Source organism: Nostoc sphaeroides (assembly GCF_003443655.1).
In the GTDB taxonomy this organism is placed as follows: domain Bacteria; phylum Cyanobacteriota; class Cyanobacteriia; order Cyanobacteriales; family Nostocaceae; genus Nostoc; species Nostoc sphaeroides.
In genome coordinates this window covers 4520352-4545525 of the sequence record NZ_CP031941.1, presented here as the reverse complement: position 1 = coordinate 4545525, position 25174 = coordinate 4520352, and the positions used below count along the sequence as shown (strand labels likewise).

General features: G+C 42.0%; 26 protein-coding genes, 1 pseudogene and 2 riboswitches. Of the genes and pseudogenes, 13 read left to right on the top strand and 14 right to left on the bottom strand.

Annotated elements, in window-relative coordinates:
• Positions 1 to 211: 211 nt before the first annotated feature.
• The 3 genes from D1367_RS20240 to D1367_RS20230 all read right to left on the bottom strand — a co-directional run bounded on the left by D1367_RS20240 (position 212) and on the right by D1367_RS20230 (position 3650).
• Positions 212 to 916 (bottom strand): DevA family ABC transporter ATP-binding protein, encoded by a 705-nt coding sequence (locus D1367_RS20240; protein WP_118167962.1) that lies wholly within the window; start codon positions 914 to 916, stop codon positions 212 to 214.
• A 94-nt stretch (positions 917 to 1010) separates the two neighbouring features.
• Complete coding sequence (gene devC / locus D1367_RS20235) at positions 1011 to 2183, bottom strand: ABC transporter permease DevC (RefSeq protein WP_118167961.1); 1173 nt, start codon at positions 2181 to 2183, stop codon at positions 1011 to 1013.
• 156 nt (positions 2184 to 2339) lie between these two features.
• Positions 2340 to 3650 carry an HlyD family efflux transporter periplasmic adaptor subunit gene (locus D1367_RS20230; protein ID WP_118167960.1) on the bottom strand — a complete coding sequence of 437 codons (1311 nt, stop codon included), beginning with the start codon at positions 3648 to 3650 and terminating at the stop codon, positions 2340 to 2342.
• 126 nt (positions 3651 to 3776) lie between these two features.
• Between D1367_RS20230 and D1367_RS31035 the strand changes: the two genes are divergently transcribed.
• Together D1367_RS31035 and D1367_RS20225 are read left to right on the top strand one after the other, a co-directional pair.
• A complete protein-coding gene (locus tag D1367_RS31035) occupies positions 3777 to 3923 on the top strand; it encodes a hypothetical protein (RefSeq protein ID WP_181984900.1) in 147 nt (48 codons plus the stop codon).
• A 118-nt stretch (positions 3924 to 4041) separates the two neighbouring features.
• Complete coding sequence (locus D1367_RS20225) at positions 4042 to 4656, top strand: TetR/AcrR family transcriptional regulator (protein ID WP_118167959.1); 615 nt, start codon at positions 4042 to 4044, stop codon at positions 4654 to 4656.
• A 388-nt stretch (positions 4657 to 5044) separates the two neighbouring features.
• Here D1367_RS20225 and D1367_RS20220 read toward each other — a convergent pair whose 3' ends face one another.
• From D1367_RS20220 to ntrB, 4 genes are all read right to left on the bottom strand, one after another.
• Positions 5045 to 5665, bottom strand: coding sequence for a universal stress protein (locus tag D1367_RS20220; protein WP_118167958.1), 621 nt, complete (start codon positions 5663 to 5665; stop codon positions 5045 to 5047).
• A gap of 223 nt (positions 5666 to 5888) precedes the next feature.
• A riboswitch (cyclic di-AMP (ydaO/yuaA leader) is annotated at positions 5889 to 6003 on the bottom strand.
• A 38-nt stretch (positions 6004 to 6041) separates the two neighbouring features.
• A complete protein-coding gene (locus tag D1367_RS20215) occupies positions 6042 to 6878 on the bottom strand; it encodes an ABC transporter ATP-binding protein (RefSeq protein WP_118167957.1) in 837 nt (278 codons plus the stop codon).
• 147 nt (positions 6879 to 7025) lie between these two features.
• Positions 7026 to 8468: an ABC transporter substrate-binding protein gene (locus D1367_RS20210; protein ID WP_118167956.1), complete on the bottom strand. Its 1443-nt coding sequence runs from the start codon at positions 8466 to 8468 to the stop codon at positions 7026 to 7028.
• Between the two features lie 87 nt (positions 8469 to 8555).
• Positions 8556 to 9407, bottom strand: a complete 852-nt coding sequence (gene ntrB, locus D1367_RS20205) for a nitrate ABC transporter permease (RefSeq protein WP_181984899.1) — start codon at positions 9405 to 9407, stop codon at positions 8556 to 8558.
• Between the two features lie 97 nt (positions 9408 to 9504).
• Positions 9505 to 9734: riboswitch (cyclic di-AMP (ydaO/yuaA leader) on the bottom strand.
• 67 nt (positions 9735 to 9801) lie between these two features.
• Between ntrB and D1367_RS32870 the strand changes: the two genes are divergently transcribed.
• Both D1367_RS32870 and D1367_RS20200 read left to right on the top strand, forming a co-directional pair.
• The gene (locus D1367_RS32870) at positions 9802 to 9924 is read left to right on the top strand and encodes a hypothetical protein (protein WP_267255639.1); all 123 of its coding nucleotides are present in this window, start codon (positions 9802 to 9804) and stop codon (positions 9922 to 9924) included.
• 357 nt (positions 9925 to 10281) lie between these two features.
• Positions 10282 to 11496, top strand: coding sequence for a sensor histidine kinase (locus D1367_RS20200; protein ID WP_118167955.1), 1215 nt, complete (start codon positions 10282 to 10284; stop codon positions 11494 to 11496).
• A 25-nt stretch (positions 11497 to 11521) separates the two neighbouring features.
• Here D1367_RS20200 and D1367_RS20195 read toward each other — a convergent pair whose 3' ends face one another.
• From D1367_RS20195 to D1367_RS20170, 6 genes are all read right to left on the bottom strand, one after another.
• Positions 11522 to 11857, bottom strand: a complete 336-nt coding sequence (locus tag D1367_RS20195) for a XisI protein (protein ID WP_118167954.1) — start codon at positions 11855 to 11857, stop codon at positions 11522 to 11524.
• The gene (locus tag D1367_RS20190; RefSeq protein WP_118171597.1) at positions 11845 to 12261 is read right to left on the bottom strand and encodes a XisH family protein; all 417 of its coding nucleotides are present in this window, start codon (positions 12259 to 12261) and stop codon (positions 11845 to 11847) included. Before D1367_RS20190 ends, D1367_RS20195 begins: the two co-directional genes overlap by 13 nt.
• Positions 12262 to 12299: 38 nt before the next feature.
• Positions 12300 to 12986: a ribonuclease III gene (gene rnc / locus D1367_RS20185; RefSeq protein ID WP_118167953.1), complete on the bottom strand. Its 687-nt coding sequence runs from the start codon at positions 12984 to 12986 to the stop codon at positions 12300 to 12302.
• A 74-nt stretch (positions 12987 to 13060) separates the two neighbouring features.
• Positions 13061 to 13321, bottom strand: coding sequence for an HNH endonuclease (locus D1367_RS20180; RefSeq protein WP_118167952.1), 261 nt, complete (start codon positions 13319 to 13321; stop codon positions 13061 to 13063).
• Positions 13322 to 14071: 750 nt separating this feature from the next.
• Positions 14072 to 14596: a hypothetical protein gene (locus D1367_RS20175; protein ID WP_410477570.1), complete on the bottom strand. Its 525-nt coding sequence runs from the start codon at positions 14594 to 14596 to the stop codon at positions 14072 to 14074.
• Positions 14597 to 14639: 43 nt separating this feature from the next.
• Complete coding sequence (locus D1367_RS20170; protein WP_118167951.1) at positions 14640 to 15227, bottom strand: Uma2 family endonuclease; 588 nt, start codon at positions 15225 to 15227, stop codon at positions 14640 to 14642.
• A gap of 91 nt (positions 15228 to 15318) precedes the next feature.
• Here D1367_RS20170 and bchD point away from each other — a divergent pair, with 91 nt between their 5' ends.
• Complete coding sequence (bchD, locus tag D1367_RS20165) at positions 15319 to 17349, top strand: magnesium chelatase ATPase subunit D (RefSeq protein ID WP_118167950.1); 2031 nt, start codon at positions 15319 to 15321, stop codon at positions 17347 to 17349.
• 72 nt (positions 17350 to 17421) lie between these two features.
• Here bchD and D1367_RS20160 read toward each other — a convergent pair whose 3' ends face one another.
• Complete coding sequence (locus D1367_RS20160) at positions 17422 to 18207, bottom strand: RNA polymerase sigma factor SigF (protein WP_118167949.1); 786 nt, start codon at positions 18205 to 18207, stop codon at positions 17422 to 17424.
• A 337-nt stretch (positions 18208 to 18544) separates the two neighbouring features.
• Between D1367_RS20160 and D1367_RS20155 the strand changes: the two genes are divergently transcribed.
• From D1367_RS20155 to D1367_RS20120, 8 genes and pseudogenes are all read left to right on the top strand, one after another.
• Positions 18545 to 19273: a Bax inhibitor-1/YccA family protein gene (locus D1367_RS20155; protein WP_118167948.1), complete on the top strand. Its 729-nt coding sequence runs from the start codon at positions 18545 to 18547 to the stop codon at positions 19271 to 19273.
• A 214-nt stretch (positions 19274 to 19487) separates the two neighbouring features.
• Positions 19488 to 20622 (top strand): annotated as a pseudogene (locus D1367_RS20150) (PCRF domain-containing protein).
• A gap of 102 nt (positions 20623 to 20724) precedes the next feature.
• Positions 20725 to 21847, top strand: a protein-coding gene (gene prfB, locus D1367_RS20145) for a peptide chain release factor 2 (protein ID WP_118167947.1) whose coding sequence is annotated in 2 segments (ribosomal slippage) — positions 20725 to 20796 and positions 20798 to 21847 — 1122 coding nt in all. Because the reading frame shifts where the segments join, the coding sequence is not laid out codon by codon here.
• Between the two features lie 206 nt (positions 21848 to 22053).
• Entirely contained in the window at positions 22054 to 22209 is a 156-nt protein-coding gene (locus D1367_RS20140) for a DUF3285 domain-containing protein (RefSeq protein WP_100899181.1), read from the top strand.
• 110 nt (positions 22210 to 22319) lie between these two features.
• Complete coding sequence (gene ybeY, locus D1367_RS20135; protein WP_118171596.1) at positions 22320 to 22847, top strand: rRNA maturation RNase YbeY; 528 nt, start codon at positions 22320 to 22322, stop codon at positions 22845 to 22847.
• Positions 22848 to 23001: 154 nt separating this feature from the next.
• Positions 23002 to 23457, top strand: a complete 456-nt coding sequence (locus D1367_RS20130) for a diacylglycerol kinase family protein (RefSeq protein ID WP_118167946.1) — start codon at positions 23002 to 23004, stop codon at positions 23455 to 23457.
• Positions 23458 to 23777: 320 nt separating this feature from the next.
• On the top strand, positions 23778 to 24377 hold the full coding sequence (locus D1367_RS20125) for an anthranilate synthase component II (protein WP_118167945.1): 600 nt from the start codon (positions 23778 to 23780) through the stop codon (positions 24375 to 24377).
• Positions 24378 to 24380: 3 nt separating this feature from the next.
• On the top strand, positions 24381 to 25148 hold the full coding sequence (locus D1367_RS20120) for an MBL fold metallo-hydrolase (protein ID WP_118167944.1): 768 nt from the start codon (positions 24381 to 24383) through the stop codon (positions 25146 to 25148).
• The last annotated feature ends 26 nt before the right edge of the window (positions 25149 to 25174 follow it).

Here is a 25174-nt window from a genome sequence, read left to right as displayed (position 1 = left end):
ATCTGCTAAAAGCTGCTTCTAAGCTGGTTTTCACCTTAAGTTGACACGTATCGTCTTTGCCATGCCTTTACGAGAAATCTATATGTATCAGGATTTTCGTGAATTGGTATAAAACTGGATTGCTCATTGGTGTCAAATTAACGCTAACCTCCCAATTTATCGGGGGTTGGGGGATCTCTTCTGCGTAAAGTCTTAATAAAAAACAACCAATCTAACCGGCTGCGACAACAGCACCATCATTTACTAACTTGCCATCTTCCATGTAGACGATGCGATCGGCAATATCTAGAATGCGATTGTCATGAGTAACCAAAAGAATAGTACAATGCTGTTCTTTAGCTAGGGTTTGCATGAGGTTGACCACATCTCGTCCCGATTTACTGTCAAGGGCGGCGGTGGGTTCATCCGCTAAGACTATTTTAGGACGACCGACCAACGCACGAGCGATCGCAACTCTTTGTTTTTGCCCCCCAGATAAATCATCAGGATAATAATTCAGGCGATGCCCTAATCCTACCTCCTCTAACATCTGGGCTGACCGGGTTTTCATTTCTGCCGGCGAAATATTATTATGCACTTCCAAGCCCATTCTGACGTTCTGGAGTACTGTCAGGCTACCGTGCAAGTTGTGCGCTTGGAAAATATAACCGTTACTGCGTCGCGCTTGGGTAAGTTGTCCTTTGCTAGCGCCACACAGTTCCTGTTCCAATATTTGCAAGCTGCCAGATTGGGCAGAACGTAAGCCGCCGACTAAGGTAAGAAGTGTAGTTTTACCAGAACCAGAAGGCCCAGTCATAATAATAATTTCGCCCGCGTTAATATCCAGGTTGATATCAAAAAGAACTTGCTTGCGAAGTTGACCATGACCAAAATAGTGGTCGAGATTTTTAACAGAGATGACGGGTTTGCTAGTCATAAATAGCTCGATTATTCGTGATGATTGTCATTTGTCCTTGGTCATTAGTCCTTTTGAGTAACAAATGACAAATGACAAATGACAAATGACAAATTTAAAACATATCTGCGGGGTCGGCGGACTGTAATTTACGGGTGGCGATCGCACCAGAAATTATGCACATAATCATAGTCAGAGTTAATACCGTCAATGCCCGCCCTACGGTCATATAAAGTGGTAAATTGGTAGCATTACGAGTTAAATGATAAAGCCCTAAAGGTGCGATCGCTCCTGGTATAAAGCCTAAAACTGCCAAAATTATCGCCTCTTCAAACACCACGCCTAATAAGTAGAGATTGTTATACCCCATTGCTTTGAAAGTGGCGTATTCTTTTATATGGGAATTCACATCTGTAGAAAGAACTTGATAAACGATAATCACGCCCACCATAAACCCCATTGCTACACCCAGGCTGAAGATAAAGCCGATAGCCGTATTTGTTTTCCAGTAATTTATTTCAAATTCGATAAATTCTGCTTTGGTTAAAACTTTAACATCATCATCTAAATAAGCTTCTAAAGTTGTTTTCATTTGCTTTGGGTCGTAGCCTGGTTGTAGTTGTATTAAACCTAGACTGACACCGCTAGCTTCTCGTCTGGGAAATAGTCGCAGAAAATTCTGGTCGTTGGTGATTAAAGTACCATCGGCGATGAAGGAAGCCCCGACTGAAAATAAGCCGCTAATGGTAATTGTTCGGCGTTCTATTTCGGTTGTGACAGTTTTACCTTGGTCAATTTGGGCGATCGCATCATTATAATCTCCTCTAGAGGCGCGATCGAACAAAACGGTATCTGGTAGCTTAATAGCATCTATCTGGCGATTCACATCCGCTAAGTTAAACACTTGCTGATCGGGATTGAACCCCATAACTAATATTGTCGTCTTCTGATGTGTTTGGGGATTTTTCCAATCAACAATGTTGATATACATTCCTTCTGCCGACTTTACACCTGGTATATCCATTGCTTGATACAGCCGTCGCCGCGTAAAGCTAGACATATTTGCTAGGTTGCGTGCTTGGGGACTGATGACAAACATATCAGCCTGCATACTGCGATGTAGGATTGTGTTACTTTCAAACAGGGCATTCTGAAACCCTAGCTGCATGAACATCAAAACATCGGCAAAGGCAATGCCTGACAATGCTACCAAAAGACGACCTTTTTCATGACTTAGTTGCAACCATCCTAAAGGCGTTCGCCGCCGCACTTGTTCGATTAATTTCATAAGAGGGAGTGGGGAGTGGGGAGATGGGGGAGATGGGGGAGATGGGGGAGATGAGGGAGCAGGGGGAGATGAGGAAGTGAGGGACAAGAATTAATAACCAATGCCCAATTCCTCACTCCCCACTCCCCACTCCCCACTCCCCATTCCCCATTCCCCTTAAATTTGAATTACTGCCTTAACTTGCAAATTAGTTAAGCTCGAAGCATTTTGGCTAGATAGTTTATTCAGTTGCACATGGACTTCCACTACTCTGGCATCAATATTACTAGAGGGATCAGTGTTGATTAGATTTTGCCGTTTTACCTGCATACCAATCCAATCCACTCTTCCCTCTAATTCAGTGCGTAGGGAATCACTACTTACCCGCACATCCTGTCCCGGACGCACTTTTTTGATATCACTTTGGTATACTTCTACTACTGCATACATCTGGTCGGTTTGACCTAGAGCCACAATTCCTTCATTGCCAACAGTTTCTCCGGCTCGTGTATTAATCTCCAAAATTCGACCAGCTTTAGGAGCCACAACATAAGCCTGCGCTAGTTGTACTCTAATTTTATCCGCCGTGGCTTGAGCGCTGTCTACCTCTGCTTGTGCGTTTGCTATATCTGTTGGACGGACTTCAGCAGTTTGATTCAAGTTAGCTTTTGCTTCTTTAATCTGCTGTTGCAAGCTGGCGAGGGTTTGATTCTGGTTGGCTTTTGCTTCGTTAAGTTGCTGTTGTAAGGTAGCTATAGTTCTTGTCTGAGTGGCTTGACTTTCAATTAACGCTTGAGTGGAAGTTTCGGCGTTTAAGCGTCTGCTATCAACTTCTTGGCTAGAAATTGCTCCTGCTTTATATAAAGTCTCGTAGCGCTGCACGTCAGCTTCGGCATTACGTCTCTCGGCTGCGACGCGAGCCACTGTTGCTTGCAAGCTCCGTTGTTGCCCAAGGAGTTCTGCTTCTATACGATTAATTGTGGCTTGTTGAGTTTTAATATTTCCTTCTAGTTCTACTTGCAGACGATTCACGGTAGCTTGACGCGCTCCAATTTCTCCCTGTTTGGCTCCAGCTTTTACCTGGTTAAGGCGAGATTTGGCAACTTGAACTTGTTTTTGTGCTTCAGCCAAACTAGCTTGTAAGCGATCGCGGTTGTCCATAATCGCAATTACTTGCCCAGCTTTAACGCGATCGCTTTCTTTCACCAATAGTTGCTCTACCCGATTTCCTTCACCAGTTGAAGAAGGCGCTGACAGTTTTATTACCTCTCCCTTTGGTTCCAACCGCCCTAATGCTGTGACTGTTTTTACCACAGGCTGAACTGCTACTGGGGGTTTTTGTTTCTCATTAGCTGTTGCCTGGAACTTCATCACCGCATAAACACTGATTCCGCCTATTGCTAGGGCTGTAATTATTGCAAGTAGAACAGGCGATCGCACAAGATTCTGAGAAGACCTTAAACTCTCTGAATTCCTGTTTTGCTCCATACTATTTTCCCCTTACCACCAGTAGCAACTTGTACTAAACTGTCCAGTTCAACTTATGCTAAACTAAACGGACTAGTTTAGTCAATATGATACAACTAAACTTGTCAATCAATTTGCAAAGGCATTATGCAGCAGAATACTATTCGTGCCCCCTGCCCCTCAAGAGTGCTGAGTTCCTTTTTTCCGTTAGCGGATAGCTATGGTTTAGCCCGTGCTGAGTGGGGAGTGGGCAGAGGGAAGAATAACTCCAAACTCCAAACTCCTAACTCCTAACTCAGCACTGTTTTGCCTCCTGCCCCCTTCAATGAAGGGTATATTTATTTTCGCCATTTTGTAGTGGGGCATTTTGCAGCATCTATTAATATTGTTTATAAGAAAGGATGATTAATAAATGGTACGCATCAAAGCTGGCGAAGTCGATCGAGACAATTCCGTTGATAAAGTGGAGCAAATTCTGCAAGGGGCAATGCAAGAATTCCTTCAACATGGCTATGCTGGTACAAGCATGGATCGGGTAGCAGTAGCAGCAGGTGTTTCTAAAGCGACAGTCTACAGCCACTTTCAAGATAAAGAAGGACTTTTTAAAGTACTGTTAGAGCAACTGGCAAGCAAAAAGAACAACTCCATTTTTGGCACAGAACCTATTGAGGGAGAACCAGTAGCTATACTGCACCAGGTAGCAACCAAAGCATTAGAGCAGATGCTTAATGACAAAGAACATAGTGCATTTATGCGAGTTTTAATTGGGGAATCTGGGCGTTTTCCTGAGTTAGCTCAAATTTGTGTTCGGGCGATGATTAAGCCAGTAACGGAAACTCTGACTCAGTACTTAACGGCTCCTGAATTAAAGATACCTGACCCAGAGGCAACAGCAAGAATTCTCATAGGAGCATTGGTGCATTTTCATATTACTCAAAATGTGATGCATGGAGAGGACATTATACCAATGGAAAGCGATCGCCTGATTGATGCCTTGACACACCTAATCAATAAATGCGCCGATTAGATTAGCTATTTCCCGGCGCTTGTTCGGTCGGAAGGTAAAATATTACCTTCATTGAAGATTATGTCCCAATACAGTTCAGTTAAGCCCAAAAACCTTGGTAAAGACGCGAAATTTCGCGTCTCTACAGGTCTAAAATTAGTACCAAAAATCCTTAACTGAACCGTATTGGATTATGTCCGCCAAATTACCCATAAAAAAAAGAACCCCTTCTCGCAAGCTCTTAGAGGTTGTTAAAGTATGTGCTTATAGCGGTTCTCGTTTACGTGAGGTACACCCGTAAGGGCACGGCAGTGCCCATTGATGTCAATTTAACTGATAACTGATAACTGTTGACTGTTCACTGTTTCAAAGCCAAGTCGCTTCCACACGTTCCGCGATTTTCTTGTGATTATTCATCAATACAACTGGGAATACCCAAAACAGCGCAGGGGAAATTACAACCTAGAGCCTCAATCATCGGATGATTGACAGAATTGCAACCGAGAAACAGAATATCGGCAGCTTCTGATTCAACAACTTTGTTAAGTTCTGTAGAAATGCAGCCAAATCGTAAATGAGATTTGAAGCAACCTTGCCATTCTTCAGCCAGACTTCGGGCTTGCCAGAGAATTATATCTGCTTGTTGCAGGGGAGTTACCACTGTCTGCAATTGGGGTTGAGTTAATACCTGTGTGGCAGACTTTGATATTTCACTGATTTGGTACTCAAATGTCGGCTGTTGTATTGGTAAGCTCAAGACATTTGGATACTGGCTTTTTGAATTGTCTTCCAGTACATAAACGGCTTGAACGGTGACTTCTGCATTGGTGGCTAAACGCGTTTGATGGGCAATCCAAAAGGCAATATCTAGCGCCGTATGACTGTTAGGAGATGCGTTGTATGCAACAATTAAATTAACTGATTTTGCTGTTTGAGGTTTTTGAGAAAAAGGTTTTTTTGGTTCTGGCAGCAGTACCATTTGTTCAATTAAGTCATCTCGGCCTGTGGCACTTTGCAGACGTGCTAACATTGGCTTAATTTGCACAGCTTTACTTCTCCCAATGAAATGAATTAACAATGAGAAGCAGGGCGACCAATTTGAGATTTTGGACTTCGGCTCCTTTCGACTTCGCTCAATGCAAGTCGCTCAGTCGAACGATTTTGGACTTTAGATTGAGTGACGATAACCAAAATTTAAAATCTTAAATCAATCAAGGAAACCCCAATAATAACTGTATTACAGCCAAAGTCTTGGGGGTTCCCTCCATTGCCTACGGAGTTAGCTGACGGGCTAAGACTGGAAGGTGTCTCTCGTAAGATTAGCCCCAAACATTGGTTCCTCCGTTCCAAATTCAGCTTTCATGAATTTGAATTAGGCTACCCACTAAAAAAAATGATAATCTAATTTACTCGTCTTGGGCAAAATATCGATCGAGGAAATTCAGAGCGTGGTTGCGAAGTTCAAAATATTCTTTTGAGTTTCGCATGGCAGCGCGATCGCGTGGATGTTCAAAAGGAACTTCTAATATCTCTCCTATACTAGCAGATGGGCCATTGGTCATCAAGACGATGCGATCGGACATATAAATTGCTTCGTCTACATCGTGGGTAATCATCATCACTGCTTGACGATTATTTTCCCAAATATCCAATACCTGCCGTTGTAATTTGCCACGAGTTAGTGCATCTAGCGCCCCAAAAGGTTCATCCATCAGCAACATTTTCGGACGAATTGCTAAAGCTCTGGCAATACCTACTCGTTGTTTCATACCTCCAGAGATTTCATCAGGATATTTGTCAGCCGCCGCCGTCAAGTTTACCATTGCCAAGTGTTGATTTACAATGCTAATTTTCTCGGCACGATTAGCATTTTTTAACACTTCATCCACAGCTAACCGGATATTTTCTCGTACTGTTAACCAAGGTAACAGTGAATAGTTCTGAAATACCATCATCCGTTCGGCTCCTGGCTGACGAATTTCTTTTCCATCTAGCCTTACTGAGCCGGAAGTGGCTTTTTCTAAACCAGCTACTATCTTTAGTAGGGTTGATTTTCCACAACCTGAGTGACCAATTACAGAAATATATTCATCTTCACCAATCGTAAGATTAACTCCATCTAAAACAACAAAGTTATCTTTATCAGGTGTCGGATAAGACTTGACTAAATTTTCAATTTCTAAAAAGCCACGGCGGGGCATAACTTTGGTCTGGGTATTAATAGGTAATGAAGTATATTCCATCATCAAAATGCTCCAGAAATAATTTAGTCATCAGTCAATATTTAAACTTGGGATTTCAGCTAATTTTTTTTGCAGCCTCCCAAAAATAAATCTCTTGTGGGGTGAGCATCTTGCCCGCCCTAGCTGTGCGAATTAAATGCACACAGCTTAAGACATGAAAAAGTTAGTGGGAGCATTAGCCCTGATGGCAAAACTATTTAGATAGCCCACCGGATCGCTGGGGTCGAAGCCTTTCTTATCTATAAATACTTCTGGTGGTTCGACTTTGTAATCATCCTTGGGACACTGAATGCCCATTTCAGATGCTATCTCCCGATATAAATCTGTTCTCCAGCCAAGTTCCGCTAGCTTCTCGGCATTTTTGGGAAATTCTTTAATTTGTCCCCACCGCGCGGCTTGTGTCATCAACCAGATACTTCTCGATCTCCATAAGAATGTGGAATGTTCTCCTGGCTGTTTGGGAAGGTTGTCAGGAATATCGAAGAAAATCGTGGTGTCAGCAGCTTTGATGGTGCGATCTTTGCCGTCAAAGCCGCCATAGTTGTAATTTCCGAGAATTCCCGGACTTGTAAATTTCGCAATTGGGGCATTTTTCTTTTTAGGTATAGCACCTGTAAAGGAACGGTGTGTTATGAGTTCGGCTACTTCTTGGCGGTTTTCTGCTTTGCTGCAATATTGGCAAGCTTCAATCATCGCCTTGACTAGGGAACGATAGGTGTTGGGATATTGGTCAATGAAAGATTCCATCACCCCCAAAAGTCGATCTGGGTGTCCCAACCAGACTTCTTTACCTTGTGCGAAGGTAAAGCCGATGTTTTCATTACCTGTTATTGCCCGTGTATTCCAGGGTTCTGCAACCATGTAAGCTTGCATTGCCCCAATTCGCACATTTGTCAGCATTTGGGGAGGCGGAACGATAATGACGCGAAACTCTTTAAGCGGATCAACACCTGCGGCGGCGGATAAGTAACGGATAAAGTATTCGTAAATGGCGGAACTTAATACTACTGCCCAAACTCTGTTTTCTGGTGGTTGCTTGTCAAAGTAGCCTCGGAAATCGCGCCCAAAGGCTTCTAAAGCGCCATCGCCATATTTTTCTTGATACTCGTACCACGGACGTAGCCCAAAATCCCACATGGCTTTGTTCATTGTCATGGCGTTACCGTGGCGGTGTATGGTCATGGCTGCACACAAGGGGGCCTGGCGTGCGCCTTCAGCACCAATTCTGGCGTTGGTAACAGCACCAGATACTATGGGTGAAGCATCCAGGCGACCAAAAATTAAACCGTCGCGGGAGGTGGCCCAACTGGCTTCGCGGTTGAGTGTGACGTTCAAACCATATTTGCGGAAGAAGCCTTTTTTCCAGGCGATCGCAAATGGCGCACAATCATTAACAGGAACGTAACCAACGGTAAGATCGGATTTTTCTAGGTCTTGGGATCTAACTACTGGTTGCACAGCTAAGGCTTCTTCTGTTAGTCCTTTAGCTGATCTATCTCCTGAAATCCCACAGGAGGACAGCGCCATTCCCGCCGTTGTTGCTCCTATTCCCTTGATAATATCTCGTCGAGTCCAGTTAATATCACCCATTTTTGTAGCTCCATTGGTGATTAAATGCTCACGCTTCAGGTGCAGAGTCTTATTAAATCTTGCTGTTTTGATAGCAGCCTAATTTTGTTAGTTGGAAGTTTTAGGGCGATGGGTTACTAATTCTTGGATTTTGCCCACGGCGTAATCTAAGATTAACCCAGTTACACCAATTATGAACACAGCTAAAAAGACTGAACTCAGGTTTAAGCGACTCCATTCATCCCAGACAAAAAAGCCGATACCAATACCACCTGTGAGCATTTCCACGGCGACGATTACCAGCCAAGCTATGCCTAAACTAATTCGTAAACCTGTAAAAATATACGGCAAACTTGCAGGCCAAATTATTTTTGTAATCCGTCGCCAACGGGGCATTTCTAGGACTCGTGCCACATCTAAGTAATCTTTGGGAACGCTAGAAACTCCTAAAGCCGTATTAATAATTGTCGGCCATAAGGAGGTAATAAAGATGACAAAAATGGCGGAAGGTTCTGCTAAATTAAAAATTGCTAAGGCGATGGGTAGCCAAGCTAGGGGGGATACGGGTTTAAAAATTTGAATGATCGGATTGAGTGCTAGCATTGCCGGTCTTGACATGCCAATTAGAAACCCCAGAGGAATTGCTACTATCGCACCTAACGAAAAGCCTAGTAATACCCGGCGCAAACTTGCTATTAACAACCAACCAATTCCCAAGTTGCCAGGGCCTCGCTGGTAGAAGGGATTTAAGATGTAGTCTAGATTAGCGATTAACGCTTCTGGCGGGGTGGGCATCAATTCATTATTGGCAAGTGCAACAATCCACCACAACACAATTATTCCCAAGAACCCCAATACAGGTAGAATGAAGACATCTCTGAGGATCACAGGTTTTGTTTTTTTCCACGCAGCTTGTGTTGCGATCGCTGCGATCGCAGCCAAATTTAGTTGAAATATCATTTATGACCTCAACAGATTTAAGTGCAGGTACAAAGGATCCGAGCAGTACCAGCCTTGGACACCGATGAGATCAGAACATTATAAAAATGCCGTCTCTTCAGTCTCCTCTCAATGCCTACGAAGTTAGCTGACGGGCTAGGGCTGAGAGATGCCCTTCATAAGAAAGTTATGAGTTATGAGTTATGAGTTATCAGTTATGAGTTAAATATTAGTAATTTCTAACTCCTCACTCTCAACTCCTCACTTTCTATAAGATACGCCCCACAATTTGGTTCCTCCGCTCCAGCGTTATGCACTGTGACACGCTGAATTAGGCTGACTTACTCTATATGGATACTAAATTAGGGACTTCCAAGTAAAAAAATATTCCATTGCTATTGTTGACTGTTGACCGTTGACGGTTCACGAGTTTTCAGTCAACAGTCAACAGTCAACGACTTTAATGTGGAATAATTTATTTTTTGGAGTTCCCATTATGCATAATATAACATCGATGCTCAGTAAAAGCCATCTATAATCTGAGAAATGCTGTTTATTTTAATACCCTAATTCAGTATTATTTTTTGGCTTTTAGTAATAAATTAAACTTAGTGTTTTAGTTGTGTTGTGGGTGAAGTCCTTGCACAGAAAAGCTTTGCAATGTCCAGCCAAGCATCAAGAATTTTACGTGCTTGATTAATATTTTTTAATAGAAAATAGAATATGCTGTGAAAATTTTTTAGACGGATAGTTAATCAGCAAACAAAAGAACACGTATAATCTATTCCTTTTGGTAGGTGAAATAAATTGTTAAATTTGGTATAAACTGCCTGCACTCGCTAAACTAATTGGATATGGAAGTTTACTCATCTATCTCCTAGCTGAATTTAACATAATGGATTTTAGTCAAGTACTGGCTGAAAAAACGGACACCATCCTCGATAAATGGATTCTAGCAGTTCGCAAGGATAGACGGATTGAAAGTGCTGATGATCTATCTTATACAGCAGTAAAGGATCACATCCCTGATGTTTTGAAAGCAATGGTGACAGTGCTTTCAAAATCTCAAGATAATGATATTCAGTCAATGGTTATTGCCAGTTTCCAGCATGGAGCTATTCGAGCGGAACAAGGCTTTGATCCGGCAGAAATTGCCAGAGAATATCATCTGCTGCGAACAGTAATATTTGATGCTCTACAAGCAGATTTATTGAGGGGAACACCTGAAGAGATAATTCGTTCCATGCGTTTGATTGACGCTATTATAGACGAAGCGATCGCTCGCTGTTTCAAGAGTTATGTTGAGGAGCGGTTGCGAGAATTACAGCAGTTGCAGTCATCACTAACACTCCATAATGAAGAACTTACGCGCTTAATGAGCGCCAATCAAGAGTATCTTTCGCAACTAGCCCACGAATTGAAACATCCTCTAACTTCCATTATTGGTTACTCGGATCTGTTTTTACGCCAACAACGACGAAAAACTGAGAGAAAAGACACCTCAGCCAATCTCGAACATATTGAGCGGGTACTACGCAATGGTAGACAATTACTCCACCTGATCAACGATGTATTAGAACTTTCGCGGTATGACGCAGGGCAGATAAAACTCCACCTAGCCCCCACCGATGTGCGGGAATTAATTAATAATGTCTGTGAAATGCTGGAACCTATAGCTGCTGGGAAAAATTTAAAAGTTGTAGTAGATTGCGATGGCTTTGCCAACGCCAAAGGCGAAGGCGCTCCCAAAGAGATAATCACAGATCCTTTTCAATGCCAACAAATTGTCACAAATCTTATTAGTAATGCGATTCGCTATACAGAGTCGGGGACTATTATTATAATGTGCCAGGTGTTGGATAATCAGAAATGGGCGATCGCAGTTTCTGACACTGGAATTGGCATTGCCCCAGAAAACCAAGCCCAGATATTTGAACCTTACTTTCGCGTCAGTTTTAGCGATCGCCCCTATCTCCCTGATAGTACAGGATTGGGGTTAGCGATCGTTTCGCGGTTAGTAAAACTACTCGAAGGTGAAATTAAGCTAGTCTCTGAGGTGGGAGTTGGTTCTACCTTCACCGTAATTTTGCCCTTAGAAGTGAAGATATGAGAAAGTCTCTAGTATATTTTAAAACTCATGAAACTGCATATCCCGTATGTTTCCTGACATTTTGCGGGTGAAATCCTAAAACAATTTTCTCTTTAGGAATACCTGCTGTTACTAATTCGTAGGTCACTCCATCTTCTGTGTCATCTCGTTGTACCCAGATTTTGCCATCAATAATGTCAAGATGAACTAAGCAACCGTGAATACGCTTGACACCATCCCAGCCTAGAGTTATTAGTAAATAGGTGTCATTCTCACTATCAAAGACTGCTTTACATTCAATAGCTGCATGGGAATAAGGAATTTGCGTGTAGGGTACTAATACCTCTTTAATCATGCGTCGATAATTATCTAAGGTATCCATTGGATAATCCTCTCAGTTTCTGGATTAAAAACGACTAATTTTAGATTCTCAGTTTCTATTAAAAGTGTACCAATTGGTTCCTCAAATAAAGCTGTAAATACGCTGTCGCGCACTGCCAAATATAATGTTCTTTTTGGTTCCAGACGATGGATAACAGCACGATACATGATAAATCCTCCAATGGCATTTTTGAGGTCTGCCATTTCTGAGGGACTTACAAAACTTTTGATTTCTACAGCTATTTTTTTAGTTCCTTGTTCTGCGGCTAAGAGTTGCTTGGCTCCTAAATCTACATACATATCTTTTTGACCCCACTTTAAATGTAGAGGGTCATCTGTAATTATCCAGCCTTCTTGAATTAAGGCATTCTTAACAGCATCATGATAAATATCTCTTGCAGGCATATTAAAGTACATTCATTAAAATAAGATAAAAATCATCTCTACAACAACCCTTGTTTTTTCAATTTATCTAGCGCATCTTCAGCAGCAGCTTTTTCTGCGTCTTTCTTATTCCGTCCCTTACCTTGTCCGTAAAATTTTTCATCTACCAATACTTTTGCGATGAATTCTGGCGCGTGAGAAGGGCCTCCTATTTGTTCTGTGAAATATTTGGGAGGATTTGGAGTCACGTTGCGTTGCACCCATTCTTGAAAGCGATTTTTTGAGTCTACATTAGAACGAGACACAACTATATGCTTAGGATCTACAGAATCAAATAGCGGTACTATAATTGCGCGAACTGCTTCAATATTGGAATCATTATCTAAATAGTAAGCACTAAGTACAGCTTCAAAGGTACTACTGAGCAAATTAGGATTTTGGAAACCTCCATCTCGAATAGCGCCTTTTCCTAACCGCATTCTAAAGTCTAAACCTACCTCTTCAGCGAACTTTGCTAATTGTTTCTCATCTACCAGCGCCGAACGCCGCCGGGTTAATTCATCTTCTCCCATTTCTGGGTGACACTTATATAGATATTCGCCACTCAAGAAATTCAGCAAAGCATCACCGAGGAATTCTAGGCGTTCATTATGTTCGCCTTCTCCTGGGTTTTCATGGACATAAGAACGATGCGTAAGCGCACGGCGTAGAAGTTTTTCATTATGGAATATTAGAAGTTTGTGCATTTTTAATGTCTACTTTGTATGATATTTTCTAGAATAGAAAAGGCAGGCAAAATGCCTACCTACAAGATAAGAACTTAATACAATTGATAACAGTTAAGCTTTTTGCTGCCAGGGGGGTAGAGACTGTTTCCACGAGAATTGTTGCATGAGAAACAAGAAAGTCGTAAATTTTCAAAAGAATTAGAACCGCCACGACTCTTAGGTAAAAGGTGTTCAATCGTCAGCTTATTTTGTGGTATATTCTGACGACACCACCAACAGCTAGAGCCATACAAATCACTAAGCTGCTGCTTCTTGTTACGTTTCTGTTTGGGATTCATTTGTCGATTTTCCATTTTGCTTTTGTGTGCAACAGCATTGGAATATCACGCATCTAGTGTTAACAAATTTATCTTGAGGAAAATTATCAAAAATTAATCCCCCTCTATGAAAAAATTTGCTATCTAGTAGTCTGTCAAGTTCAAATAGATGGGTAAGCGAGTTCGTAGTAAGGACTTTAGTCCTTAATTTTCTAAGCACTAAACTGCTTACTACAAACCCTCAAACTGGCTTGACAAACCACTAGGCTTTCGTTTGGTTTAAGTCTCAGCCGTAGAATTCCTGGCTTCCTACCAAGTTTCGCGTCATCCTTTCCCCTGAATGTTCAGCCAAATATCTTGTCTTCCCATTAAAATTCTAGTCAATTAGTTGACTTGACTTTTGGCTAAATAATCAGCCGAAGGGATGACACGAAGCTCGACAGGAAACTAGGAATTCTGCTGCTGAGACAGCCACCAAAAACCTGCGCTTTAGAGTGCGGTTATTTTGCTGTCTGAGGTATATATTTTCATAGCTGATGCTGGATGTCAATATAGTTATTTATGAAGATTTAGTAAAAGCATAGACGCGTAACAGCTTATTGTCAGATATCGCCTATTATCCATCAATTTTAATAATCAATTCTGGTATTATCTCAAAAGCACCATTTATTTAAATAATAAATATTTTAGTTAATAAATAATTTACGGTTTACTTTGCGCGATCGCACCATACAAAATACCTAAAATCCTCTTAATATCCTTAATATAATATTCACTCAAATCAATCTAAACTATATTACCTTCAAGTTTGAGAAATTGCCAGATAGTACCGATAGTAACAGCACCATATATAGCTTTTATTTGATTTCCACCTCTTTCGTTAAATAACTGAGCCGCTACCATTTCGGCAATACATTGGGCTAAACCAGACCTCAAATTCTCATTTTTACTTTCTACTAAAACAATCACCGGGCTACGCACAAGTAACTGCTCAGAAGAAAGACTCAAAATAAAATCACAAAAGCCATTTAGTCCTCGTTGGCTATCAACAGTAAAGTCAATTCCAGAAAAAAAGCTGATTTCATAATTAAATTTGCGTCTAATCTCTAATAAAATTGGACTGATTATCATTTCACTCCGAGCTTTTTCGGAACTTATCGTTACTGCTAAATCAACATTTTCCCTCAGAATAGTAGATAATAAATCACTACACTCTTGCTCCTGTACATTTGCGAATAGTCCAGATGATTCGTGGATAACTAACCCAAAAGAATCAATAACTTCAATAAGTTTAAAATCACTATAAGCCATAAAACTTACTCTTTTGTCTTATGACTTAATTCTATAACAAAGTTTAAAAATTCAGCTTTGGCGGAAACACCTTAGCTAAATCAATAGATAAATCAGGAAAGCAGGGAAAATTTATTACCTCATTTGACAAGAAAATTCGCTTATTTGAATAACCATATCTGCCTTGGTTATCCTGATATGGTTCACTGTAAGCTTCCAAATAATTATCGAATAAATTGAATATCCAATAATCAGTAATACCCGCTTGAGCATAGAGAGGTATTTTCACATCTTGGTCATAAGCTAAAGAAGAATCTGAAACCTCCATCACCAATAACACATCAGTCGGTTTAGGGTGAGACGAGAGATAATTATCATCTCGGTTTTGAACAATCGCAAAATCTGGTTCAGGTTCGCTCTTAGGTGGTAAAGTAATCGGGGCTTGAGATTGCAAAGTTGCCCTATCTGCTACAATTTTTGGGAGTTGCTTCCACAAATTTCTTAAACAAGTTTCATGAGCTTTACCTTTGGATGCCATTTCAATAATTTCCCCGTTAATTAATTCAATATGGTCATCTTCATGGAAAAAGCCTAATTCTCCAAGCCTGTGGTATTCATCTAGTGTGAAGCGTTTAGCCTGAGCAATACTCATAACCTTACCTCTCTCTCATTGCCATAATACTTATTCTAAATGTGCCAGAAATTGGTATGCTAAAGGCCGAGACTCGCTATAAAAGCAAACAATGCCTGCGCCTACTATCAATTCCACGATCACTGCCTTTCCCTTGAGTGCCGTAGTCGGTCAAGAAGCAATTAAATTAGCCTTGCTGTTAGCCGCAGTTGATCCTGGTTTGGGAGGAGTAGCGATCGCAGGTCGTCGCGGTACGGCAAAATCTGTAATGGCTCGTGCTATCCACGCTCTACTACCGCCCATTGAAGTTGTCAAAGGTTCAATCAGTAATTGTGACCCCAACCATCCAGAAGAATGGGACGATCAACTTTTGGCAAAGTACGCAGACAAAGACATTCAAGATGTGCCCGTCGAAATTATCCCCGCGCCTTTTTTACAAATTCCTTTAGGTATCACAGAAGACCGACTATTAGGTTCAGTGGATGTTGAAAAGTCGGTAAAACAAGGTGATACCATTTTTCAGCCCGGTTTACTCGCTACAGCAAATCGGGGTGTATTGTACGTAGATGAAATTAATTTATTAGATGACCAAATATCAAATCAGCTTTTAACAGTATTGTCTGAGGGACGCAACCAGATTGAACGGGAAGGAATTAGTTTTCAGCATCCGTGCAAATCCCTATTTATTGCCACCTACAACCCAGAAGAAGGCGGATTACGGGAGCATTTATTAGATAGAATTGCGATCGCACTCTCTGCTGACGGTGTACTCGGCTTAGATCAAAGAGTAGAAGCAGTTGAAGTTGCGATCGCTTATTCTAAATCTCCCCAAGACTTCCTCAAGCAGTACAACGAAGATTTAGACTCCCTCAAAACCCAAATTATCTTGGCGCGGGAATGGTTGAAAGAAGTCATCATCACCCATGAACAAATTGCCTACTTAGTGGATGAGGCCATTCGCGGCGGAGTTCAGGGACATCGCGCCGAGTTATTCGCCACGCGGGTTGCCAAAGCTGCGGCGGCTTTGGAGGGACGGACAACAGTTAATGCCGAAGATTTGCGCCGTGCTGTAGAACTGGTAATCGTACCACGGGCAACGGTTGTGCAGACACCGCCACCCGATCAAGCACCACCACCGCCTCCACCGCCGCCACAACAGAATCAAGAAGAACCCCAAGACGAATCTGAAGAGGAACAAGAACAAGAAGAACAGGAAGAAAATCAAGAGCAAGAACCACCCGACATCCCGGAAGAATTTATCTTTGATCCAGAAGGGGTAATCCTTGATGACAACGTGCTGTATTTTACTCAAATGGCAAAGCGGCAAGGTAAATCTGGTAGCCGCAGCGTCATCTTTTCCGATGACAGGGGACGTTACATTAAGCCGATGTTACCCAAAGGAAAAGCGCGACGCATTGCAGTAGATGCCACCTTGAGGGCTGCGGCTCCTTATCAAAAAGCACGCAGAGAAAGACAACCAGATAGAAAAGTTATTGTCGAAAAACCTGATATTCGCTCGAAACGCCTGGTACGCAAAGCCGGGGCGTTGGTAGTGTTTGTGGTAGATGCTTCTGGCTCAATGGCCCTGAATCGAATGCAATCGGCTAAAGGTGCAGTTATGCAACTGTTGACAGAAGCTTATCAAAACCGCGACCAAATAGCATTAATTCCCTTCCGGGGAGAACAGGCAGAGGTATTATTACCTCCAACACGTTCTATTGCTTTGGCGCGTAACCGTTTGGAAAGGTTGCCCTGTGGTGGGGGTTCGCCCTTAGCGCATGGTTTAACTCAAGCTGTGCGCGTCGGCTTAAATGCTCAGATGAGTGGAGATATTGGGCAAGTTGTCCTTGTAGCAATCACCGATGGGCGGGGTAATATTCCCTTAGCGCGTTCTTTGGGTGAACAGCTAGAACCAGGAGAAAAGCCAGATATTAAAGGAGAATTATTAGAAATTGCTGCTAGAATTCGTGCTTTGGGGATGCAACTATTAGTAATTGATACGGAAAGTAAATTTGTGTCTACTGGTTTTGCTAAAGAATTATCGCAAACAGCAGGCGGTAAATATTATCATTTGCCGAAAGCAACAGATCAAGCTATTGCTGCTATGACCAAAGGTGCGATCGCTGATTTAAAATCTCGATAATTAGTCATTAGTCATTTGTCATTAGTCATTTGTCAGTTGCTTTTCTACTAACCACTGACCATTGACTAATGACTACGATCCAGTTGGCATTACTTGTGGTTGCAAATAGCAAATCAAATCTTGAATTCCTTTTTGCAGATAGCGCGTTACTGTCATTGGACTAGTGCCAATGTTTTTAGCAGCATCCTTGCGAGAAAGTTCCTTCAAAAATACCATTTCAACTGCCATGCGGGGCTTTTCTTCCAACATATTGATTGCACCTTGCAGTTGTTGGCGTTCTTCTTCTTGTTGTAAAAGAACATGAGAACGAGGACAAGGAAGTGCTTCACCCAAGGTTATTTGGCAATCAACATAGTTAACTGCGGTTGCATCTAAACTCAAAGGCATCCGATTTTGAGCAGCTAACTTGGTTTCTTGCCATTCTTGCACAGATACCCGCAGGTGGCTGGCAATTTCAGCATCTTTGGGCTGACGACCTAAAGACATTGCCAAATCCTTGCGAATCTTTTGCCCTTCATTATATAATTCTTGCCAACGACGGGGAATTTTTAGTAGAGTACTGCGATCGCGCAAAAAGTGCAGCATCTCACCACGAATATATGGCACAGCAAAGGAACTAAAAGCATATCCTTGGCTAGGATCGAAACGCTCAATTGCCCTAATCAAACCAAAGTAACCGATTTGTTCTAAATCTTCATAAGGTTCATTACATTGATGGCTGAATTTATGAGCCATCTTCCGCACTAAGCCAGTATGTAACTGTACAAGTTTATTACGAAGTTTAATAGAAGGATTCTGGTGGTACAAGTGTAATAATTCTATACCATCAGTTCGTAAAGAGGACTCACTTGCTGCCATATACATTCCTTTGTTGTAACTCCTATTCCTGGGAAAATGGAGTTGCGTATATTTTCTTCTAAGCTGTTATTATTTTCCTTAGCAAGGGCAGAATAAGCTATCGTCGTTTCACTGAACTTGTAAGGAGTCGCACTCCATAATTCAGTATTTGTACGCATGATTTTGTTAACCCCTCTGTTACAGGTTATTTTTATTTTTTAGATAAAAATTTCAACCTTGGATAATCTTCTTTGTTTAGTTGTGTCCTACCTTACATAACCCGTTCCTGGTTTCTTGCCCTAAATCTTGGTAAGAATAGAAATAGGCGGAACGTTTTCCTAAAAAACACTTTTTCAATATGAGCAATACCAGTAATTTTCGTGAAGCAATCCGTGAGGCTAAATCTCACGCCCTCGTTGGCCCAAACGTAATCGCCAACGCCCTCCCCTACGTCGGTGGTGGATTGGTGCTAACAGCATTAGGAACCTACGGCGGTTTGGGAGTTATCCGTACTAACCCCGGAATCTTCTTTCCCACCTTCATTGGTGCGGTGATTTTGGAGTTAATTTTGTTCTTTGTTGCCCAAAATGTTGCCCAAAAAGGTAATAAGGGTCTTGCACTACCCCTGTTGGCAACCTACAGCCTCTTGTCTGGATATACTCTTAGTGGCTTGATATTTGTCGCTTTGAGATCCCAAGGTGTTGGTATTCAAGGCATTGGTTTAGCTGCCCTTGGTTGTGGCGTTACTTTTATTGCTGCCCGTCAAATTGGTTCAAATCTTTCTGAACAAGATGGCATGGCTTTGACGAAAACCATCAATCTTGGTGTTATCGCCTTGCTGGTTGTGTGCCTCGCCCAATTCGGGTTTGCGATGTTTGGTGTTTACACGCCAAATTGGTTAGAAATTGCCATCTCCGGTTTGGGAGTGTTTCTGTTTGTTGGGGTTTCTGTTGTCGATTTCTACATCTTGCCCCGCACTTACAGCGATGACCAATATCTGCCTGCTGCTTTGTCGATGTACCTCACTTACATCAACTTGTTTGTGTTTATTTTGCGGTTGCTAATTGCCATTAATGGTCGCGATTAATTGTCTGTAGGCGCTAACACAAGTAAAATTTTCTAAAGTAAAAACCGTGGTTAAATTTTTAGCATCCACGGTTTTTTCATCGTTTTAATAGTAGAATATGTAGCAATACAGTTAAGATAGAGCAACAAAACACTTGTAGAGACGGCGATTTATCGCCTCTTGAAAACCCAAAATTGTTGCCGTAGCCCTTAACTAGTCTCAAGTGAGCAAAACTATGCTAGAACTCTTAAACATCAAACGCGAAGTAGAAAGGTTATCTAATATCTTGATCAAGGCTGAAGGCTGTCTTTGACCTATCAGAACTGAGTGCAAGAATTGAAGACTTGAATCAATTGATTTCTCAAGCGACTTTCTGGGATAATTCTGTCACTTACTATCAGACACTTCAAGAAATTGACTTCCTGAACGCTAAGAAGAAACAATATCAGCGATCGCACTTGATTCTAGAAGATATCAAGGCTGCACTAGAGCTACTAGAATTCTCTGCTGATGAGGAGTTGTTGCAAGAGGCACAAACCAACCTTACCCAACTCCAGCAAGAACTCGAAATAGTAGAAATACAACAATTACTGTCTGACCCCCACGACCAAAAGGGGGCATTCTTGACAATTACGGCTGAGGTTGGAGGTATAGATTCCCAAGACTGGGCAGCTATGTTATTACAGCTATACCATCGTTGGGCAGTAAATCAGAACCATAAAGTATATCTAGTGCAAGAGTCAGCAGGTGATTTAGGAGGGGTCAAACATGCCACCCTAGAAATTACAGGGCGTTATGCTTATGGCTGACTAAAATCAGAACAAGGAACTCATGCAAGAATAGAGCGAATTTCTCCTGTTCATGGCAATGGCAGACGGCATACTTGCCTAGCCAGTGTAGAAGTCAGCCCGATTTTAGATGAGTCTGTTGATTTTGAGATTCCAGAGAAAGATTTGGAAATTACTTATTATCGCCATCGGGGGAATGTCAACCGGACAGAAACATGGGTAAAGATGGTTCACATTCCTACTGGGATTAATGTATCTTGTAACCAAGAGCGTAGCCAGATGCAAAGCAAAGAGAAAGCCTTAGCTATTCTCAAGAGTAAACTGTTTGCGATCGCACTAGCCCAAAATGTCCAGCAAGTTGAAGCAATTCAACCTCGACTCATCCAATCTCTGCTTATCCGTGAATATATCTTGCATCCTTACACCAAGGTGAAAGATTTACGTACCAATGTAGAAACACCTGTTGCTGCAGAAGTCTTGAACGGTAAAATTGATTTGTTTATCAAAGCCTATCTGCAACAGCTAAATAACACTACTTCAGTGACCCAAGAAGCGCTTGATAATTTCAAGTCACTTTTGTAACTTATAAAAAATTTGCCCAACTACAGCTAAAATCAAGAAACATAAGTAGAATAAAGAGCAATTTTCCACTACTAGCGCTCTATCTATCATTCAGCAAGTATTATGGATGTCCTAGAACTAAAACGCGAAATCGAAACGTTGTCTGGCCGCCTGGGTAAAACCCAGGACTATCTTTGACGTACCTGCACTGACAGCCAAAATTCAAGACCTCGAAAAAATATCAGCACAGCCAGACTTTTGGGATAACCAAACCCAAGCCCAAGAAACTCTGCAAGAACTCAACGATCTGAAAGCCCACCTCCAGCAATACGATCGCTGGCACGCCAATCTAGAAGATACTAAGGCAGTTGTTGAGTTGTTGGAGTTAGAAACTGATGAGGCACTACTGCAAGAAGCAGAATCTACCATCACTAAACTGAATCGTGATCTGGATCAGTGGGAATTACAACAGTTACTATCCGGCCCCTATGATGCGGAAGGTGCTGTACTAACTATTAGTGCTGGTGCTGGTGGTACAGATGCTCAAGACTGGGCATTTATGCTAATGCGGATGTACACCCGTTGGGGCGAAGCTCATGGCTATAAGGTAACTTTAGCTGAAGAGTCGGAGGGTGATGAAGCCGGAATTAAATCAGCAACCCTAGAAATTACTGGTCGCTATGCTTATGGTTACTTGCGATCGGAAATGGGTACACATCGCTTAGTGCGGATTTCACCTTTTAATGCCAACGGTAAGCGACAAACCAGTTTTGCAGGGGTGGAAGTGATGCCGCAGATTGATAACTCTGTGCAATTGGATATTCCAGATAAGGATTTGGAAATCACCACAACTCGGTCTGGTGGTAAAGGTGGGCAAAACGTCAACAAAGTAGAAACTGCGGTGCGGATTGTTCACCTTCCCACAGGTCTTGCTGTGCGCTGTACAGAAGAGCGATCGCAACTGCAAAATAAAGAAAAAGCCCTAAATCGCCTCAAAGCAAAGCTGTTGGTCATCGCCAAGGAGCAACGCGCCCAAGAAATTGCCGAAATTCGTGGCGATATGGTAGAAGCTTCCTGGGGAAACCAAATCCGTAACTATGTATTTCATCCTTACCAGATGGTGAAGGATTTACGTACAAATACAGAAACAACGGCGATTGGCGATGTGATGAATGGTGAACTTGATCCGTTCATTCAAGCTTATCTGCGCCAAGAAAATAAATTAGTAGAAAATACTAGTGCATAATTTGGGATTATTTACAAGTGCTAAGTAATTATCTTTAATATTACTTAGCACTTATTTATTATTTATTTTTCTAAGATTGGCGCGTAGGCGTAGCATTCCTTCTTATCGAGGTGTTTTCAGATAAATTCCTGAGCAATATACAGGCGATCGCCATTCTATCCCAGACCAACTGTTACAGTTATAAAAGAGTCTGTGGACAAATAACTATGAGCAACACTCCTTCAACAGAACCTCAACCTAGCTACGTAAAACTTGCCATGCGAAACATGGTGCGGAAAGGTGGAACTTCCCTAAAGCATTTTGCGTTGACTGCTGTAGGGCTTTTATCTCTCCTTGTTGGTCTTGCTTACCTAACTCACTAAATTAGTCATTAGTCATTAGTCATTAATTGTATTTAAAAGGACAGATGATCAATGACAAAGGACAGTCTTAGCGAAAAACCATAAACCTCAGACTAGGAGACTGTGTGCCCCTGAGCGTTGAACTATATGTGGAGGATGATTTTTACGAGTTGTCCCCGACAACATCTGTAAAAATTGAGGACACTGATCCCCGAATTCCTCCTGAAACTTGGGAAAATTGGTTTAATCACTGGTTGGAAATACTTCACCCTCAAATTCCGCCAGCGCCAAGTTATGAAATCGGGCTGCGTTTGACAGATGACTCGCAAATTCAAGAACTGAATGCCCAGTATCGTCAACAAAATAAGCCCACAGACGTTTTAGCCTTTGCTGCTTTGGAGGTGGATTTTCCTCAAAGCAAAGAGATGCTTGCTTCTGTACCATTATACTTAGGTGATATTATCGTGTCTGTAGATACAGCACAACGTCAAGCTCAACAGCAGGAACATAGCTTACCCACTGAGCTAGCCTGGTTAGCTAGTCACGGTTTTTTACATCTCTTGGGCTGGGATCATCCTGATGAAGAAAGTTTGGGGCGAATGTTAGAACAGCAAGTGAGATTGCTGAATGCAATAGGTATTGCTATTGACATGGAATAGCAGTAGTTAGTGTATTTCTATAGTGTTAATTTTGGGTAATACTTTTATAATAACTTCTGTGGAAAATTGCTTAAAGATTGCCTCAAAGTTAATTCTGCCATTAAAATCGGCGAATATTCCCACGTAGCAACTCTGTTTTTGTGTTTTTAAGTCTATGTCCCAAAAAATTTCTCCATCACCAACGCCCACCTCGTTACAAACACTGGTGTCTAACGAACGGGAATTCTCCTGGAAAGTAGCCTCTAATTTATTTGTTAGTTTTAAATATGCCTGGGCTGGAATCAGCTATAGTTTTCAAACTCAACGTAATTTTCGCATCCACGTAAGTGTTTGCGCGTTGGCGATCGCTTTAAGCGTTTTTCTACATCTGCAAGCGGTGGAAATCGCGGTAATTGGTGTAACTAGTGGTTTAGTTTTGGCATTAGAGTTACTAAATACAGCGATCGAGTCTCTTGTGGACTTAACCGTTAAGCAGACATACCATGAATTGGCAAAAATTGCTAAAGATTGTGCGGCTGGCGCAGTGCTTGTTTCTGCTTTAGTAGCGGTGCTGGTAGCTGGTACGCTCCTGCTCCCTCCTCTGGTAAAGTTAATTATATCGGCTTTGTAGAGGTTATTTGCGATCGCCAAGTGAGCCAATAACAGGATCAAACTCTGTCCGATCCCCTAGAGAACAGATTATAAGCAATTCAAAAGTGAGGCGATGTCTACGACGGGCTATAACGCTCTCTACGAGACGCTAAAAGCGAACGCGGACTCGCTTTGCGCGTCGCTATCTGCGTTGTGCCAAGCATCCTGGGTAAAGGATTACTTGGTAATTCTTTAAGCGTCCACGTCAGCGTTATTTTTACACCTAGCGAACAAATAGCATGAGATATTTGTCTATGCTGTTTGTAACTGATGAGTGGTAAAAACCAGGAGTTATAAGCTTTGATTATAGTTATCGACAATTACGACAGTTTTACATATAATTTAGTGCAATATCTGGGAGAATTGGCAGCAGAATTCCCAGTAGCAGATGATATTAAAGTTTTTCGTAACGATAAGATATCGATAGATGAGATTCGGGCATTAAAGCCCGAAGCTGTGGTTATTTCTCCTGGGCCAGGTCGCCCGGAAGATGCCGGTATTTCTTTAGAATTGATTGAACAGCTAGGACAAGAGTTGCCAATTTTGGGTGTTTGTCTAGGACATCAAAGCATCGGTCAAGTGTTCGGTGGTAAAATAATTCCTGCTCCAGAGTTGATGCATGGCAAAACCTCTCAGGTGTCTCACACTGGGGTGGGGGTTTTTCGGGGATTAGAAAATCCTTTAACCGCCACCAGGTATCATAGTTTGGTGATAGAACGTGAGACTTGCCCAGATGTGTTAGAAATCACCGCTTGGGTTGAAGATAACACCATTATGGGAGTGCGACACCGGAAGTATCCTCATATTCAGGGCGTCCAGTTTCACCCAGAGAGTGTCCTGACATCTTCAGGAAAACAGTTATTGCGAAATTTTCTGGAACAGTTACAGTCGAGAGCATAATTAATGAAACGACGACAGTTGATGGGCTATGCTGGGGCGGGGTTAGTCACAGCTTTGGTTACTAACTTGGGTTCTGAATCTCAAGCTGACGCACAATCTAGCGGTTTATCAGTTCAGTGGTTGGGTCATACTTGCTTTCTTTTTACTGGTGGCGGTGCGAAAATTCTTGTTAATCCATTTCGGACGGCCGGTTGTACTGCTGGGTATCGTCCACCAAAAGTTGCAGCAGATTTAGTACTGATTAGCAGCCAACTGCTGGATGAAGGTGCTGTAGACGTACTACCGGGAAATGCAAAACTCATCTATGAACCAGGAGTTTATGAGTTTAAAGGCATTAAGTTTCAAGGAATTGCCATAGACCACGATCGCAAAGGTGGTAGGCAATTTGGTTCAAATACCGCTTGGAGTTGGCAGCAAGGCGGAATTAATATCTTACACTTAGGCGGAGCTGCTGCACCGATTTCCATTGAGCAAAAAATCCTGATGGGGCGTCCCGATGTAGCATTTATTCCGGTGGGAGGCAGTGCAAAAGCCTACAATGCTGAGGAAGCAAAGCAGGCTGTGCAAATCTTAAATCCCAAGATAGTGATTCCAACCCATTACCGCACACAGGGCGCTGATGCTGCTAAGTGCGATATTTCACCACTGGATGATTTTCTGACCTTGATGCAAGGTATGACAGTGCGGCGTAGCAATGGGGATAGTATTTCCATTAGCCCTAAAGATTTGCCGGAAAATAGCGTGATTCAGGTTTTGAGTTACAAATTTTGAGGAGTAGGGGATGAGGGATAATAAAC

Coding starts and splice junctions, on each gene's coding strand:
- D1367_RS20155 (WP_118167948.1), top strand. CDS start 18,545: ATGAGCAATACCAGTAATTTTCGTGAAGCAATCCGTGAGGCTAAATCT.
- D1367_RS20170 (WP_118167951.1), bottom strand. CDS start 15,227: ATGAGTATTGCTCAGGCTAAACGCTTCACACTAGATGAATACCACAGG.
- D1367_RS20195 (WP_118167954.1), bottom strand. CDS start 11,857: ATGGATACCTTAGATAATTATCGACGCATGATTAAAGAGGTATTAGTA.
- D1367_RS20230 (WP_118167960.1), bottom strand. CDS start 3,650: ATGGAGCAAAACAGGAATTCAGAGAGTTTAAGGTCTTCTCAGAATCTT.
- D1367_RS20175 (WP_410477570.1), bottom strand. CDS start 14,596: ATGGCTTATAGTGATTTTAAACTTATTGAAGTTATTGATTCTTTTGGG.
- D1367_RS20140 (WP_100899181.1), top strand. CDS start 22,054: ATGAGCAACACTCCTTCAACAGAACCTCAACCTAGCTACGTAAAACTT.
- D1367_RS20225 (WP_118167959.1), top strand. CDS start 4,042: ATGGTACGCATCAAAGCTGGCGAAGTCGATCGAGACAATTCCGTTGAT.
- rnc (WP_118167953.1), bottom strand. CDS start 12,986: ATGCACAAACTTCTAATATTCCATAATGAAAAACTTCTACGCCGTGCG.
- D1367_RS20210 (WP_118167956.1), bottom strand. CDS start 8,468: ATGGGTGATATTAACTGGACTCGACGAGATATTATCAAGGGAATAGGA.
- devC (WP_118167961.1), bottom strand. CDS start 2,183: ATGAAATTAATCGAACAAGTGCGGCGGCGAACGCCTTTAGGATGGTTG.
- D1367_RS20215 (WP_118167957.1), bottom strand. CDS start 6,878: ATGGAATATACTTCATTACCTATTAATACCCAGACCAAAGTTATGCCC.
- D1367_RS20180 (WP_118167952.1), bottom strand. CDS start 13,321: ATGGAAAATCGACAAATGAATCCCAAACAGAAACGTAACAAGAAGCAG.
- D1367_RS20200 (WP_118167955.1), top strand. CDS start 10,282: ATGGATTTTAGTCAAGTACTGGCTGAAAAAACGGACACCATCCTCGAT.
- D1367_RS20220 (WP_118167958.1), bottom strand. CDS start 5,665: ATGTTAGCACGTCTGCAAAGTGCCACAGGCCGAGATGACTTAATTGAA.
- D1367_RS20130 (WP_118167946.1), top strand. CDS start 23,002: ATGTCCCAAAAAATTTCTCCATCACCAACGCCCACCTCGTTACAAACA.
- D1367_RS20240 (WP_118167962.1), bottom strand. CDS start 916: ATGACTAGCAAACCCGTCATCTCTGTTAAAAATCTCGACCACTATTTT.
- D1367_RS31035 (WP_181984900.1), top strand. CDS start 3,777: ATGCAGCAGAATACTATTCGTGCCCCCTGCCCCTCAAGAGTGCTGAGT.
- D1367_RS20190 (WP_118171597.1), bottom strand. CDS start 12,261: ATGCCTGCAAGAGATATTTATCATGATGCTGTTAAGAATGCCTTAATT.
- bchD (WP_118167950.1), top strand. CDS start 15,319: ATGCCTGCGCCTACTATCAATTCCACGATCACTGCCTTTCCCTTGAGT.
- ntrB (WP_181984899.1), bottom strand. CDS start 9,407: ATGATATTTCAACTAAATTTGGCTGCGATCGCAGCGATCGCAACACAA.
- D1367_RS20160 (WP_118167949.1), bottom strand. CDS start 18,207: ATGGCAGCAAGTGAGTCCTCTTTACGAACTGATGGTATAGAATTATTA.
- D1367_RS20120 (WP_118167944.1), top strand. CDS start 24,381: ATGAAACGACGACAGTTGATGGGCTATGCTGGGGCGGGGTTAGTCACA.